Genomic DNA, 12,423 nt, shown 5'->3' with positions numbered 1-12,423 from the left:
AACCGAATTGACTAACGTTCGAACAAATCAGATCCCGCTTTTCACCGTGCTCCAGACCCGGGTCATGGCCCGCATGTCCTTGGCGTTCTGGGTCTTCTGCGGAAACAGCCGCTCACGGGTTTGTGCATCGGGGTAAATCGCCGGGTTGTCGCGCACCGCGGCATTGAGCAACGGAGTGGCGGCGGCGTTGCTGTTGGCGTAGTTGATGTAATCGCTCACATCGGCCATCACCTGCGGTTGCATCAGGTACTCGAGAAATTTGTGGGCGTTGGCCACGTGCGGGGCGTCGGCCGGGATGTACATGTTGTCGAACCAGATCAGCGAGCCTTCCTTGGGAATGAAGTAGGCCAGGTTGATCTCTTTCTTGGCTTCTGCGGCGCGGGCCATGGCGGTCGCGTAATCGCCGGACCAGGTCATGGCCATGCACACATCGCCATTGGGCAGGCTGGTCAGGTAATTGACCGAGTCGAACTTGCGGATGTACGGCCGCACCGACAACAGCAACGCCTGGGCGGCTTTCAGGTCTTCCGGCGCAGCGCTTCGCGGGTCGCGCCCCAGGTACGTCAAAGCCATGGGAATGACTTCGGTGGGTGCATCGAGCAGGGTCACGCCACAGTCGGCAAACTTGGCGACGATCTTCGGATCGAAAATCATCGCCAGCGAACCGATCGGCGCGTCCGGCATGCGCTCCTTGATCTTGTCGACGTTATAGGTGATGCCGTTGCTGCCCCAGGTGTAGGGCGCCGAGTAGGTGGTGCCCGGATCGAAGCCTTGCAGGTCCTGCAAGATTTTCGGGTCAAGGTTGGGCCAGCTCGGCAGCAGTTTCTTGTCCAGCGGCTGGAACACCTTGGCCTGGATCAGCGGTGGTGCGAGGGACGCGTTCAGCACGATCAGGTCATAACCGGAATGACCGGTGAGCAACTTGGCCTGCACCGTTTCGTAGGCATCGAACGTGTCGTAGATGACCTTGATGCCGCTGGCCTTTTCGAAATCGGCCAGGGTCTTTTCGCCGATGTAATCCGCCCAGTTATAGAGCCGTAGCGTGTTGCTGTCGTTTACCTCGGCGGCGTAAGCATTCAGGGTCAGCGGTACAACAAACAGACTGGAAATCACCTTAAGCAGTGTCTTGCCCATAGCAAATGCACCTTATCAAGCGAGTTCGGCTCTGGATGAGCGGATGCACCTACTATTGGGCGATTCAACCAGTGGCACCATACCCCGAATGGGTGTGTCTACCGCGTACATGGCAAAAAGCATCAGCCCGGTTGACCCGTTTTGTCATAGCTGCGGGGTTTGCCTGACGCTTAAAGTGGCCGCCAAACCGAACCCGCAGGCGCCTCCCATGACCGACCTGATCAAACAAGAACTGAACGATGGCGTGCTGACGCTGACCATCGACCGCCCGGACAAGCTCAACGCGCTGACCAACGCCATGTACATGCGGCTGGCCGACCTGTTGTTTGCCGCTGACGAAAACGATGAAGTCCGGGTGATCATCGTGACCGGTGGCCCGAACTGCTTCACCAGCGGCAACGACCTGGTGGACTTCTTGAAAGAGCCGCCGACCCACCTGGACAGCCCGGCATTTCGCTTTATGCGCGCTGTGACGCATCTGCAAAAGCCGCTGATCGCAGCGGTGTGCGGGGCAGCCATTGGCATCGGCACCACCCTGTTGTTGCACTGCGATCAGGTGCTGGTGACCCGCAACGCCAAGCTGCGCACGCCGTTCGTCAACCTCGGCCTGTGCCCGGAATTTGGCGCCAGCCTGCTGTTGCCGCGCCTGCTCGGCCAGGCCCGGGCCAGACGCCTTTTGCTGTTGGGTGACGGCCTCGACGGTGCTCAAGCGGTTGAATGGGGTTTGGCCAATGAAGCCTTCGATGACGGCGAGCAATGCCTCGCTGCGGCAAGGAAAATCGCCCAACGCTTGTTGGCAATGCCTCAGCAAGCCTTGCGCCAATCACGCCACCTGATGAAGCAGCCCGGCATGGAAGAACTGCAAGCCACCCTGCGCGAAGAAAACACGCTGTTCATTCAGCGCCTCAATAGCGATGAGGCGAAAACAGCCTTGAACGCCCTGCTCAATCGCAGTACAGATAAGAATCCACCGAAAGGAAACCAGCCATGAACACTCCAGAAATCTACGTCGTCAGCGCCGCCCGTACCGCCATCGGCACGTTCGGCGGCTCGCTCAAGGACGTGCCACTGGCCGATCTGGCGACCACAGCCGTGAAAGCCGCGCTGCAACGCGCCGCCGTAGACCCGGCGCTGGTCGGTCATCTGGTGATGGGCAACGTGATCCCGACCGAAACCCGTGACGCCTACATCTCCCGCGTCGCCGCGATGAACGCCGGCATCCCGAAAGAAACCCCGGCCTACAACGTCAACCGCCTGTGCGGTTCGGGCCTGCAAGCGATCATCAACGCCGCGCAGAGCCTGCTGCTCGGCGATGCCGACATCGTCGTCGGTGCCGGTGCCGAATCCATGAGCCGTGGCCCGTACCTGCTGCCATCGGCCCGTTGGGGTTCGCGCATGGGCAACGTGCAAGCCGTCGACTACATGCTCGGCATCTTGCATGACCCGTTCCAGAGCATCCACATGGGCATCACTGCCGAGAACGTCGCTGCGCGCAACGGCATCACTCGCGAAATGCAGGACGCCCTGGCCTTTGAAGATCAGAAACGCGCGGCCCATGCGATCGCCAACGGCTACTTCAGCGAGCAGATCGCGACCGTGGAAATCCAGGACCGCAAGGGCACCAAACTGTTCAGCGTCGACGAGCACCCGCGCGCCACTTCCCTGGAACAACTGGCCGGCATGAAGCCTGCGTTCAAGAAGGACGGTTCGGTCACCGCCGGCAACGCTTCCGGGCTGAACGACGGTGCCGCCGCGCTGGTCATGGCCACCGGCACCGCGGTCCAGATCAACAACCTGAAACCACTCGCCCGTCTGGTCAGCTACGCCCACGCTGGCGTCGAGCCGGAACTGATGGGCCTGGGTCCGATCCCTGCTACGCGCCTGGCGCTCAAGCGTGCCGGCCTGACCGTCGCCGACCTGGACGTGATCGAAGCCAACATCGCCTTCGCCGCCCAGGCCTGTGCAGTCAGCCAGGAACTGGACCTCGACCCGGCCAAGGTCAACCCGAACGGCTCGGGCATCGCCCTCGGTCACCCGGTCGGCGCCACCGGCGCGATCATCGCCACCAAAGCCATCCACGAACTGCATCGCACCGGCGGCCGTTACGCGCTGGTGACCATGTGCATTGGTGGTGGTCAGGGGATTGCGGCGATTTTTGAACGGACTTAACAACTCCGTTTTTACCCTGTAGGAGCTGCCGCAGGCTGCGATCTTTTGATTTTGTTTTTTTACAATCAAAGTCAAAAGATCGCAGCCTGCGGCAGCTCCTACAACGTGCGGGTGAGGCTCGTACCCGACATCAGACCTTCGGTCAGCAACGCGACCAGAGGTTGCAGCAGATGTTGGGTGCGGGGCTCGTCGCCGATCACCGCGACTTCCGTGGACGGTAGCGTCGGCAGCTTTTCCGACGGTTCGATAATCCGCATGCCTTCCTGCAAAAACGACGTGCCCAGGGCGGTAATTCCGAGCCCGGCAGCCACGGCGGCCTGAACCCCACCGAGATTGCTCGCCAGACACGCCGACGACCATTCCCGCTGCACCGAAGCCAGCGCCTCGACCATGATCGCGCGATACGCGCAGGGCGGTCGCATCATCACCAGGCGCAACGGTCGCGCCGCTTCGATTTCGTAGTCCTTCGCAGCAATCCACACCAACGGCTCGCGCCAGATGATCCGGCCGCGTTGAGCGGCGCCCATCTTGCGCTTGGAAATCACCACGTCCAGCCGCCCCGCTTCATGGTCGGCCAGCAGGTCATTGCTCAGCCCGGTGGTCAGCTCCAGTTCCAGGTCGGGATACAACTTGCTGAAACGCGACAACAACCGTGGCAACTGCGTGGGCACCAGATTCTCGGAGATGCCCAGACGCAAGGTGTTGACCGTCACCGGCGCGCGCATCTCACGCATGAAGCTGTCGAAGTGCAGCATCATTTTCCGCGCCCCGACCAACAGTCGCTCACCCTCCGCCGTCAACGTCAGGGTACGACTGGTGCGCTCGAACACGCGCATGCCGAGGATCTCTTCCAGACGGATGATTTTCTGGCTCACCGCCGATTGAGAACGCGCCACCACCTCGGCCGCTGCCGTGAAACTGCCGGTCTCCGCCACCGCGATAAACGCGCGCAGCAAATCGATTTCAAGGTCGCTGGATTGCATGATGTATTCGCCAATCAACTGGATGCCATAAATAATATGCGTTCGACTTCTAGATGGCAAAGACCGAATACTTTGGTCCAAGGCCCGGTTTCAAACAGCCGGGCAACTATGTCCTTGTCCAAGAGGTGCAACACCATGTCATCCAATACAGCCGTAGAGATCGTCGAAAGCTTCTGGCGCGAGGTCTGGCAGGCACGCGATCCACTAGCCGCCGCCAGGTTCGTCGCCGAAGACTTCGTCATTACCTCCGGTGGCGTTGAAATCACCGGTCGTGAGCAGTTCATCGAATGGATCGGTGTCTTCCTGTCGAAAATCGACGACTTCCAGTTCGACGCCATCGAAACCTTTCAGAACGCCGACGGCACGCGCGTGGCGTCACGCTGGAAACTCTGCGGTAAAAACCGCGGTTTCATCGGTGGACGCTCCTGCGGCACGCCGTTCGAAATGCTCGGCACGGCCGTGTGGCAAGTGCGCGCCGATGGCCTGCTGCAGCACAACTGGGTCGAGCGTAATGCGCTGGAGGTGCACCGCGACCTGATCGGCCTGTAAGCCCCCATCACTACAGGGCTCAACCGCCCACGACCGTTTGATAATCCGCCCCTTTGCGCGTCGGCGCCGAAAGCCGCTGCCCAGGAGGCTATTACCTGAAAAAAGGTGATCGTCATGAAAAAGCTACTGATGTTATTGGCGCTGGTGTGCTCCGGTTCGGCGCTCGCGCAAACCCCTTCCGCCACCGAGCAATACCACTACGGCATGCATCTGGACGTTGCCCAGGTCATTTCCATCTCGGAACCGCAAGACAAATGCCATCCATCGCCGGTGACCATGATTTACCAGGACTCCCACGGCAATGTGAAAAGCCTGAAGTATTTGGTGGCGGGCACCGATTGTGGCAACGCGAACGACTGAACATGCGATGGGCCACCTGATGAGTCCGATGGCGGTGATCGTGTTGCTTCTGCATGTCCTGACCCCGGCCCATGGCGCAAGGCCGCCGGAAATTGTCATGGATATCCGCCACTGCCTGTATCCGTCGACACTGCTGCTGTCCCCATAAAAAAGACGGGCAGACGAGTTGCGGCTCGTCTGCCCGCCAAAACGGGAAACTTTCAATACAGTTCTTTGTGCACGTGATTCGTTATAAATCGATCAGTACCGTTCAACGGACTGACGATGGCGCTGAGAAAAAAGAGGACCCGACCCATGACCGGATCCTAAAAAGGAGTTCGTGGTTTGCTTTGAATCGACGGAGGGCTCAGCTGTCCTGAGGCTCCAGGCGCGCGCCTTTACGCGTTACTTGCTGGCCTGGCTCGAAGCGCGCGTTGGGCGAGCGCACAGTGCTGATTTCTCCTTGAGTGTCTTTGACTTCGTACGCGGTTTCGGTGAGGCCGGCCGCTTCCTGCACCGAACTACCGGCAAAGAATCCGGCGCCAGCACCGACCAACGCACCGACCGGCCCGCCCACCGCGCCCACCATCAACCCGGTGAGTGCACCGAAGCCTTTGCCGGCGGTGGTGTCGGGAACCTCACGGACCACTTGATCGGCCATGCACAGGGGGGAAAGCAACAGGCAGAGGGTAAAGCTGAGGGGGATTGAACGGGGCATGGCGATTTCCTGCTTCGGTTACGATGCTTTGCATACATCACGAAGCGTGCCAATTTTTAAATCGTTTATTTTCAGTAGCTTGAAACATATACAAGTCATAAGGACTACATGAAAAATTAGTTAATACGACTACATTGCTGTCAAATAGACTCATATCAAAATCAAAAGATCGCAGCCTCCGGCAGCTCCTACATTGGCCGATGCAGACCTGAAATTTGCAGCGTCCGCGTATCTGTAGGAGCTGCCGCAGGCTGCGATCTTTTGACTTTGTCCTTGATATTTTTACCCGCCAACTGGTCGCTTTCCATCAATCTGCCTCCCTCCTCGCGCCCTAGATTAGGTCCCAGAACGAAGCCGTACCGTGCGGCGCCAGTCACCGAGGAGATCATCCCGATGCACAATATCCAGAACCTCAAAACCCAAAGTTCGATCGACGGCTGGGATCATCAGGACCCGGAAGAGGCGTTCACCCTGCCCTCGCGTTATTTCTACGACGAGACTCTGTTCAAGTCTGAGCGCGACAATATTTTCATGCACGCCTGGCATGTGGCCGGGCACGTCAGCGAGTTCGCCGAGCCGGGGCAGTACGTGGTGACGGATCTGTTCGACCAAAGCGTGGTGGTGGCGAAGAATCGTCAGGGGCAGATCCATGCGTTCCACAACGTTTGCCAGCATCGCGGCAATCGTCTGCTCGAAGAACGTCGCGGCACCACCGGTGGCGTGGTGCGTTGCGCCTATCATTCGTGGTGCTACGAAATGGACGGCAGCCTGCGCAGCGCGCCGCGTTGCGAGAAGATGAAAAACTTCGAGTTGCAGCAGTTCAACATTCCGCAGGTTCGCACCGAGGAACTGGGCGGTTTCATCTATTTCAACCTCGACCCGAACGCGCCGTCGCTACGCGACTTGTTCCCCGGCGCCGACGAGGAAATGAATCGGGTGTTCCCGGACCTGGCCAACATGCGCCTGATCGAGGAACAGGACGTGATCGTGCCGGCCAACTGGAAGGTGATCATGGACAACTCCATCGAGGGCTATCACTTCAAGTTGTCGGGCCCGTGCCATATCGACCTGGCCAAGCTCATCGACTTCAAGGGCTATCAGTTGACCAAACGCGACAACTGGTGGACCTACATTGCCCCGGCCAATCTCTCGGTGACCGAAGCCTACGGCGTGCCGTTGCGCAAAGACCTCAACCCCGACGAATGCTTTTTCAACATCGGCATGTGGCCGAACAACACCTTCTACACCTTCCCGTTCTCGGAGTTCCTCGGCTCGTTCATCATGATTCCGCTGGACGCCGAGCGCTCGCTGCTGCGCTTTGGTTACTACTCCAACAACGCCGAAACGGCAGCGGTCAGCCAGTCGTGCATGAAGTGGATGAACGACGACCTCGGGCCGGAAGACATCGCGCTGAACATCTCGGTGCAAAAAGGCCTGCACTCAATGGGCTACAACCAGGGCCGCTACATGATCGACGCCCAGCGCAGCAATGAAAGCGAGCATTTGGTGCATCACTTCCATCGGTTGGTGTTTAACGGGATTCATAGGTCCTCATTAGCCTGATCCTGTAGGAGCAAAGCTTGCTCGCGATGACGGAGTAATACCCGACATCTATGTCACCTGACACACCGCCATCGCGAGCAAGCTTTGCTCCTACAGAGGGTGTGTCATGACTTTCTATTGATGGAGCACCCCGAACCATGGCCAACCATGCGTTTGATTACCTGATTGTGGGCGCCGGGTCCGCAGGCTGTGTGTTGGCCAATCGCTTGAGCGAAGACCCTGCCGTGCGGATTCTGCTGCTGGAGGCGGGGCCGGCGGACCAGAGCTGGACCATCGACATGCCGTCCGCCGTGGGCCTGGTGGTGGGCGGCACGCGCTACAACTGGAGCTACAGTTCCGAGCCGGAACCGTTTCTGGACGGGCGCCGGATCGGCACGCCGCGAGGTCGCACGCTGGGCGGCTCGTCGTCGATCAACGGCATGGTCTACATCCGTGGCCATGCCCGCGATTACGACGGCTGGGCCGAACAAGGCTGCGAAGGCTGGCGCTATCAGGACGTGTTGCCGTACTTCAAACGTGCGCAAACCCACGCCGATGGCGCGGACGATTATCGCGGCGCGACCGGACATCTGCATGTCACGCCCGGCGATACGCAAACGCCGTTGTGCGCGGCGTTTCTGGCAGCCGGTGCCGAGGCCGGATATGGCTTGAGCAGCGACCTCAATGGCTATCGCCAGGAAGCCTTCGGACCGGTGGACCGCACCACCCGTAACGGTCGTCGCTGGAGCACATCACGCGGTTATCTGCGCGAAGCGCTGGGCCGAGGCAACGTGCGCGTGGTCACTGATGCCCTGGCGTTGCGCATCCTGTTTGAGGGTTCGCGCGCGGTCGGCATCGAGTACGAACAAAGCGGTGAGACGCATCAAGCGTTTGCCCGACGTGAAGTGCTGCTGACTGCCGGCGCGATCAACTCGCCGCAGTTGCTGCTGCTCTCGGGGATCGGTCCGGCGGCGGAACTGCGCGACCTGGGGATCAGCGTCAAACACAATCTGCCCGGCGTCGGTCGGCGGCTCAACGATCACCCGGACACGGTCGTGCAGTACCTGTGCAAAAAGCCGGTGTCGCTGTATCCGTGGACCACCGCACCGGGCAAATGGTGGATCGGCGCCCGCTGGTTCGCCACCCACGACGGTTTGGCGGCGAGCAATCATTTCGAGGCCGGGGCGTTCATTCGCTCGCGGGCCGGGGTCGAGCATCCCGATCTGCAACTGACCTTCATGCCGCTGGCGGTGAAACCCGGCAGTGTCGATCTGGTGCCGGATCACGCCTTCCAGATCCACATCGACCTGATGCGCCCCACCAGCCTGGGCAGCGTGACGCTCAACAGCGCCGACCCTCGACAGCCGCCGCGCATCCTGTTCAATTACCTGAAAACCGCGCAGGATCGAGCCGACATGCGTGCCGGTGCGCGACTGGTGCGCGAGATCATCGAGCAACCGGCCATGGCCGCATTCAAGGGTGAAGAGCTGGTGCCCGGCCGGCACGTAAAAAGCGATGAAGCGCTGGATGCGTGGACCAGGCAAGTCACGGAAACCGGCTACCATGCCAGCGGTACGTGCAAGATGGGCCCGGCGAGCGACCCGGAAGCGGTGGTCGACCCGCAACTGCGCGTGCATGGCCTGGACGGTTTGCGCGTGGTGGACGCGTCGATCATGCCGGTGATTGTCAGCGGCAACACCAATGCGCCGACGGTGATGATCGCGGAAAAGGCCAGCGACATGATTCGCGGCCTGCCACCGCTGGCGGGATTTGAAGCGCCGGTCTGGATTCACCCGCAATGGCAGACGCAGCAACGATAGAGGCGACGCATGAGCAACCACGCACCTGACAGCGCAATGCCTTCGCAATCCACCTTCACCTGGCGGCGCGGCGATGTCGCGCCGTTGCGGGTTGCGGTGTTGCTGTTGCCGTCGTTTTCCAACTTCGGTCTGGCGGCCGTGCTGGAACCCTTGGCCATCGCCAATTGGCTGACCCAGCGCCAGTTGTTCCAGTGGTCGCTGCTGTCGCTGGACGGCGAACCGGTGCAGGCCAGCAACGGTTTGGTCACCGTCGCCAATGACGGTTTGAAGGCCGACCAGGGTTTTGATGTGTGCCTGGTGATCGCCAGTTTCGATGTGCACAAACACAGCCGCAATCTCGCGCTCAAGAGCTGGCTGCGCAAGCAGGCGCTGTTCGGCGCGGTGTTGATGGGCGTGGAAACCGGCACCGAACTGCTCGCCGCCGCTGGCGTACTCGACGGCTACGAAGCCGCTGTGCACTGGGATAATCTGCAGGGCTTTCAGGAAAGTTATCCACGGGTCCACGCCAAGCCGCAGCTCTATACGCTGGAGCGTCAGCGCATGACTTGCGCCGGCGCGACAACGACACTGGACATGCTGCTTGGCTGGATCGGCCAGAGCGTCGACAGCGAACTGGCGCGGGAAATCGGCATGCATCTGTTGATGGGTCAGGTGCGCGCGCCGGCCGACAATCAACTCGACGGCGGCCTGACCAACACCGGGCTGTACGGCAGCAAGATTCGCCGGGCCGTGCAGTTGATGGAACAGGCGCTGGAGGAACCTCTCGACTGCGAAGCGATTGCCGACAAGGTCGGATTGTCGCGGCGGCAACTGGAGCGGCAGTTCAAGCATCAGACCGGCCTGTCGCCGCTCAAGTACTACATCACTCTGCGGCTGGCCAAGGCCCACAGTTTGCTGCAACAGACGCGCCTGAGCGTGGCGCAAGTGGCGGCCTGTTCCGGGTTCGGTTCACTGGAGCATTTCTCGCGCACCTACCGCGCCCGCTTCGGCTGCCCGCCCAGCGAAGACCGCAGCCAAATCTGGACCGCCCCGGTGATGCGCCAGCCGCTGCGCAAGGAGCAGCGGCCGGTCGAGGCGGACTGAATTCACAGGCGATAGCCCGGTTCTTCCTCGTCGAGAATTTCCATCAGCGCGTTGAAATGCTTGTCGGCAAAGCCCGGATAATCGAGCCATTGCCGGCAGGTCTTGCGCGCGATTTCATCACTGGCGATGCGCAACTCACGACCGGTTGAAAGCGCGGTGATGTAGGTCTCGCAAGCGCGTTCGAAGTAGTACAGATCATCGAACGCCTGGGCGATGCTCGGCGCCGCCACCAGCAAACCATGGTTGCCCATCAACAAAATTGGCTTGTCCCCGAGCAGGCGGCTGACCCGCTCAGCCTCATCACCCAGGCCCATGCCGTCAAAGCCGTCGTCGATGACCACGCGTTCGAAAAAGCGCATGCAGTTCTGCTCGATCGGTGGCAGCCGCGAATCCGCCAGACCCGCCAGCGCTGTCGCGTATTTCGAATGGGTGTGCAGGATGCAGCGGGCGTGAGGCTGGTTGCGGTGCAAGGCACTGTGCAAGGCCCACGCGGTGATGTCCGGCGCGTCAGGGCGGTCGAGGCTTGCGGGCTCATCGGCGTTGACCAACAGCAAGTCGCTGGCCTTGATCCGCGAGAAATGCTTGCCGTACGGATTGATCAGAAACTCCCGGCCATCCCCCGACACCGCCACGCTGAAGTGATTGGCGATGGACTCGTGCAGGTTCAGCCGCGCGGCCCAGCGAAACGCACAGGCCAGGCGGACTCTCAGTTGCTCGACAGGTTGATTCATCCCGTGCTCCACAGATGTTGATCGGTTGCCTGGCAGTGTAGAGAGACGCCTTGCGCGCACCTGACGCGAAACGACATTGACTGCCGCTATTGCGCGACTTCCCAACCGAGGGAAAACGGCGTGGTTATGCCGCGTTTGATCAAGAGCCGCGTTGCGGACCCCGCCATAGTGACGGCCACGGATCAACTTGGCTGGAGAGTTCACTGAGCTCAAGCACATCTACCTCAACACCGAACCGGCGGCGCTGAACTGGTTTGGTATGGATCAAGCCTGAGACTGACGACTGCTGCGCAGCCGAGCGGGAGCAAGCTCCCTCGCCACAGGCAAGTTTCGCCACACCCACAACAACAAGAAAACCGAACACCCCAAACCGCTGCCGACGTTTACCTTCGAGGAGTTGATCCATGAAAGCCTTGCTCTTGCTTACATCTCTGAGTCTGCCGCTGCTCGCCCAGGCAGCGGAACCGGAATCCTGCGCCACGGTGCGTTTCTCCGATGTCGGCTGGACCGACATCACCGTCACCACGGCCGTCGCCAGCGAAGTGCTGGAATCACTGGGCTACAAAACCAAGACCACGTTGTTGTCGATCCCCGTGACCTACCGCGCCCTGTCCTCGGGCAAGGAGCTGGACGTGTTCCTCGGCAACTGGATGCCCACCACCGAAAACGACATCAAGCCTTACCGCGACGCCGGCACCGTGGAAACCGTGCGCGCCAACCTGCACGGCGCCAAATACACCCTGGCGGTGCCCGACTATGTGTACGACGCCGGGTTGCATGATTTTGCCGACATCGCCAAATTCAAGGACAAGCTCAACGGCCAGCTCTACGGCATTGAACCGGGCAACGACGGCAATCGGCTGATCCAGAGCATGATCGACAAGAACGCCTTCGGCCTGAAGGACTTCAAGGTCGTTGAATCCAGCGAAGCGGCGATGCTCTCGCAACTCAAACGCGCCACGCGCAAGAACGAATGGATGGTGTTCCTCGGCTGGGAACCGCACCCGATGAACACCCGCAACAAGATGAAGTACCTCAGCGGCGGCGACGAATACTTCGGCCCCAACTTCGGCCAGGCCACGGTCTACACCAACGTACGCAAGGACTACCTCAAGGAATGCAGCAAACTCGGCAAATTGCTGCAGAACATGGAATTCAGCCTGGTGATGGAGAACCAGTTGATGGACGCGGTGCTGAACCAGAACCAGAAGCCACGGGCGGCGGCGAAGGCGTGGTTGAAGGCTAATCCTGCGGTGTTGGAGGCGTGGTTGGTTGGGGTCAGCAGTCGCGACGGGAAAGATGGATTGGCGGTAGCCGGCGCCAGTCTGGCCAGCCAATGATCATTTGAAGTCTGT

At 60.5% G+C, this 12,423-nt stretch carries 13 protein-coding genes; 9 read left to right on the top strand and 4 right to left on the bottom strand.

The genetic code is table 11. The features are described from left to right. Positions 1-27: 27 nt before the first annotated feature. On the bottom strand, positions 28-1,134 hold the full coding sequence (locus ACM110_RS20270; RefSeq protein WP_338582067.1) for a polyamine ABC transporter substrate-binding protein: 1,107 nt from the start codon (positions 1,132-1,134) through the stop codon (positions 28-30). 208 nt (positions 1,135-1,342) lie between these two features. Here ACM110_RS20270 and ACM110_RS20265 point away from each other — a divergent pair, with 208 nt between their 5' ends. Together ACM110_RS20265 and ACM110_RS20260 are read left to right on the top strand one after the other, a co-directional pair. Further along, positions 1,343-2,125, top strand: a complete 783-nt coding sequence (locus ACM110_RS20265; RefSeq protein ID WP_416129169.1) for an enoyl-CoA hydratase-related protein — start codon at positions 1,343-1,345, stop codon at positions 2,123-2,125. Continuing rightward, the gene (locus tag ACM110_RS20260) at positions 2,122-3,303 is read left to right on the top strand and encodes an acetyl-CoA C-acyltransferase family protein (protein ID WP_416129168.1); all 1,182 of its coding nucleotides are present in this window, start codon (positions 2,122-2,124) and stop codon (positions 3,301-3,303) included. Before ACM110_RS20265 ends, ACM110_RS20260 begins: the two co-directional genes overlap by 4 nt. 98 nt (positions 3,304-3,401) lie before the next feature. On the opposite strand, the gene ACM110_RS20255 is transcribed toward ACM110_RS20260, so the two are convergent. Next, positions 3,402-4,286 (bottom strand): LysR substrate-binding domain-containing protein, encoded by an 885-nt coding sequence (locus ACM110_RS20255; RefSeq protein ID WP_416129167.1) that lies wholly within the window; start codon positions 4,284-4,286, stop codon positions 3,402-3,404. Between the two features lie 135 nt (positions 4,287-4,421). Between ACM110_RS20255 and ACM110_RS20250 the strand changes: the two genes are divergently transcribed. From ACM110_RS20250 to ACM110_RS20240, 3 genes are all read left to right on the top strand, one after another. Continuing rightward, positions 4,422-4,835, top strand: coding sequence for an ester cyclase (locus ACM110_RS20250; protein WP_416129166.1), 414 nt, complete (start codon positions 4,422-4,424; stop codon positions 4,833-4,835). Between the two features lie 114 nt (positions 4,836-4,949). After that, positions 4,950-5,195, top strand: coding sequence for a DUF2790 domain-containing protein (locus ACM110_RS20245; RefSeq protein WP_416129165.1), 246 nt, complete (start codon positions 4,950-4,952; stop codon positions 5,193-5,195). Positions 5,196-5,214: 19 nt separating this feature from the next. Continuing rightward, positions 5,215-5,343: a hypothetical protein gene (locus tag ACM110_RS20240; protein ID WP_416129164.1), complete on the top strand. Its 129-nt coding sequence runs from the start codon at positions 5,215-5,217 to the stop codon at positions 5,341-5,343. A 198-nt stretch (positions 5,344-5,541) separates the two neighbouring features. Here the strand turns inward: ACM110_RS20240 and ACM110_RS20235 are convergent, their stop codons facing one another. Further along, entirely contained in the window at positions 5,542-5,892 is a 351-nt protein-coding gene (locus ACM110_RS20235; RefSeq protein WP_416129163.1) for a hypothetical protein, read from the bottom strand. A gap of 393 nt (positions 5,893-6,285) precedes the next feature. Here ACM110_RS20235 and ACM110_RS20230 point away from each other — a divergent pair, with 393 nt between their 5' ends. The 3 genes from ACM110_RS20230 (at position 6,286) to ACM110_RS20220 (ending at position 10,337) form a co-directional block, all read left to right on the top strand. Further along, positions 6,286-7,455 carry an aromatic ring-hydroxylating oxygenase subunit alpha gene (locus ACM110_RS20230; RefSeq protein WP_416129162.1) on the top strand — a complete coding sequence of 390 codons (1,170 nt, stop codon included), beginning with the start codon at positions 6,286-6,288 and terminating at the stop codon, positions 7,453-7,455. Positions 7,456-7,592: 137 nt separating this feature from the next. Then, positions 7,593-9,254, top strand: a complete 1,662-nt coding sequence (locus ACM110_RS20225) for a choline dehydrogenase (RefSeq protein WP_416129161.1) — start codon at positions 7,593-7,595, stop codon at positions 9,252-9,254. 9 nt (positions 9,255-9,263) lie between these two features. After that, positions 9,264-10,337: a GlxA family transcriptional regulator gene (locus tag ACM110_RS20220; RefSeq protein WP_416129160.1), complete on the top strand. Its 1,074-nt coding sequence runs from the start codon at positions 9,264-9,266 to the stop codon at positions 10,335-10,337. 2 nt (positions 10,338-10,339) lie between these two features. On the opposite strand, the gene ACM110_RS20215 is transcribed toward ACM110_RS20220, so the two are convergent. Continuing rightward, a complete protein-coding gene (locus ACM110_RS20215; protein ID WP_416129159.1) occupies positions 10,340-11,068 on the bottom strand; it encodes a class II aldolase and adducin N-terminal domain-containing protein in 729 nt (242 codons plus the stop codon). 404 nt (positions 11,069-11,472) lie between these two features. Here ACM110_RS20215 and ACM110_RS20210 point away from each other — a divergent pair, with 404 nt between their 5' ends. Beyond that, the gene (locus ACM110_RS20210; RefSeq protein WP_416129158.1) at positions 11,473-12,408 is read left to right on the top strand and encodes a choline ABC transporter substrate-binding protein; all 936 of its coding nucleotides are present in this window, start codon (positions 11,473-11,475) and stop codon (positions 12,406-12,408) included. Positions 12,409-12,423 lie beyond the last annotated feature (15 nt).

This window comes from Pseudomonas sp. NFX98 (assembly GCF_047784845.1).
Taxonomy (GTDB): domain Bacteria; phylum Pseudomonadota; class Gammaproteobacteria; order Pseudomonadales; family Pseudomonadaceae; genus Aquipseudomonas.
Note: the sequence above shows the minus strand (reverse complement) of the source record. Positions and strands in the feature narration are given on the sequence as shown.

Coding starts and splice junctions, on each gene's coding strand:
- ACM110_RS20210 (WP_416129158.1), top strand. CDS start 11,473: ATGAAAGCCTTGCTCTTGCTTACATCTCTGAGTCTGCCGCTGCTCGCC.
- ACM110_RS20230 (WP_416129162.1), top strand. CDS start 6,286: ATGCACAATATCCAGAACCTCAAAACCCAAAGTTCGATCGACGGCTGG.
- ACM110_RS20240 (WP_416129164.1), top strand. CDS start 5,215: ATGAGTCCGATGGCGGTGATCGTGTTGCTTCTGCATGTCCTGACCCCG.
- ACM110_RS20215 (WP_416129159.1), bottom strand. CDS start 11,068: ATGAATCAACCTGTCGAGCAACTGAGAGTCCGCCTGGCCTGTGCGTTT.
- ACM110_RS20220 (WP_416129160.1), top strand. CDS start 9,264: ATGAGCAACCACGCACCTGACAGCGCAATGCCTTCGCAATCCACCTTC.
- ACM110_RS20245 (WP_416129165.1), top strand. CDS start 4,950: ATGAAAAAGCTACTGATGTTATTGGCGCTGGTGTGCTCCGGTTCGGCG.
- ACM110_RS20265 (WP_416129169.1), top strand. CDS start 1,343: ATGACCGACCTGATCAAACAAGAACTGAACGATGGCGTGCTGACGCTG.
- ACM110_RS20260 (WP_416129168.1), top strand. CDS start 2,122: ATGAACACTCCAGAAATCTACGTCGTCAGCGCCGCCCGTACCGCCATC.
- ACM110_RS20270 (WP_338582067.1), bottom strand. CDS start 1,134: ATGGGCAAGACACTGCTTAAGGTGATTTCCAGTCTGTTTGTTGTACCG.
- ACM110_RS20225 (WP_416129161.1), top strand. CDS start 7,593: ATGGCCAACCATGCGTTTGATTACCTGATTGTGGGCGCCGGGTCCGCA.
- ACM110_RS20250 (WP_416129166.1), top strand. CDS start 4,422: ATGTCATCCAATACAGCCGTAGAGATCGTCGAAAGCTTCTGGCGCGAG.
- ACM110_RS20235 (WP_416129163.1), bottom strand. CDS start 5,892: ATGCCCCGTTCAATCCCCCTCAGCTTTACCCTCTGCCTGTTGCTTTCC.
- ACM110_RS20255 (WP_416129167.1), bottom strand. CDS start 4,286: ATGCAATCCAGCGACCTTGAAATCGATTTGCTGCGCGCGTTTATCGCG.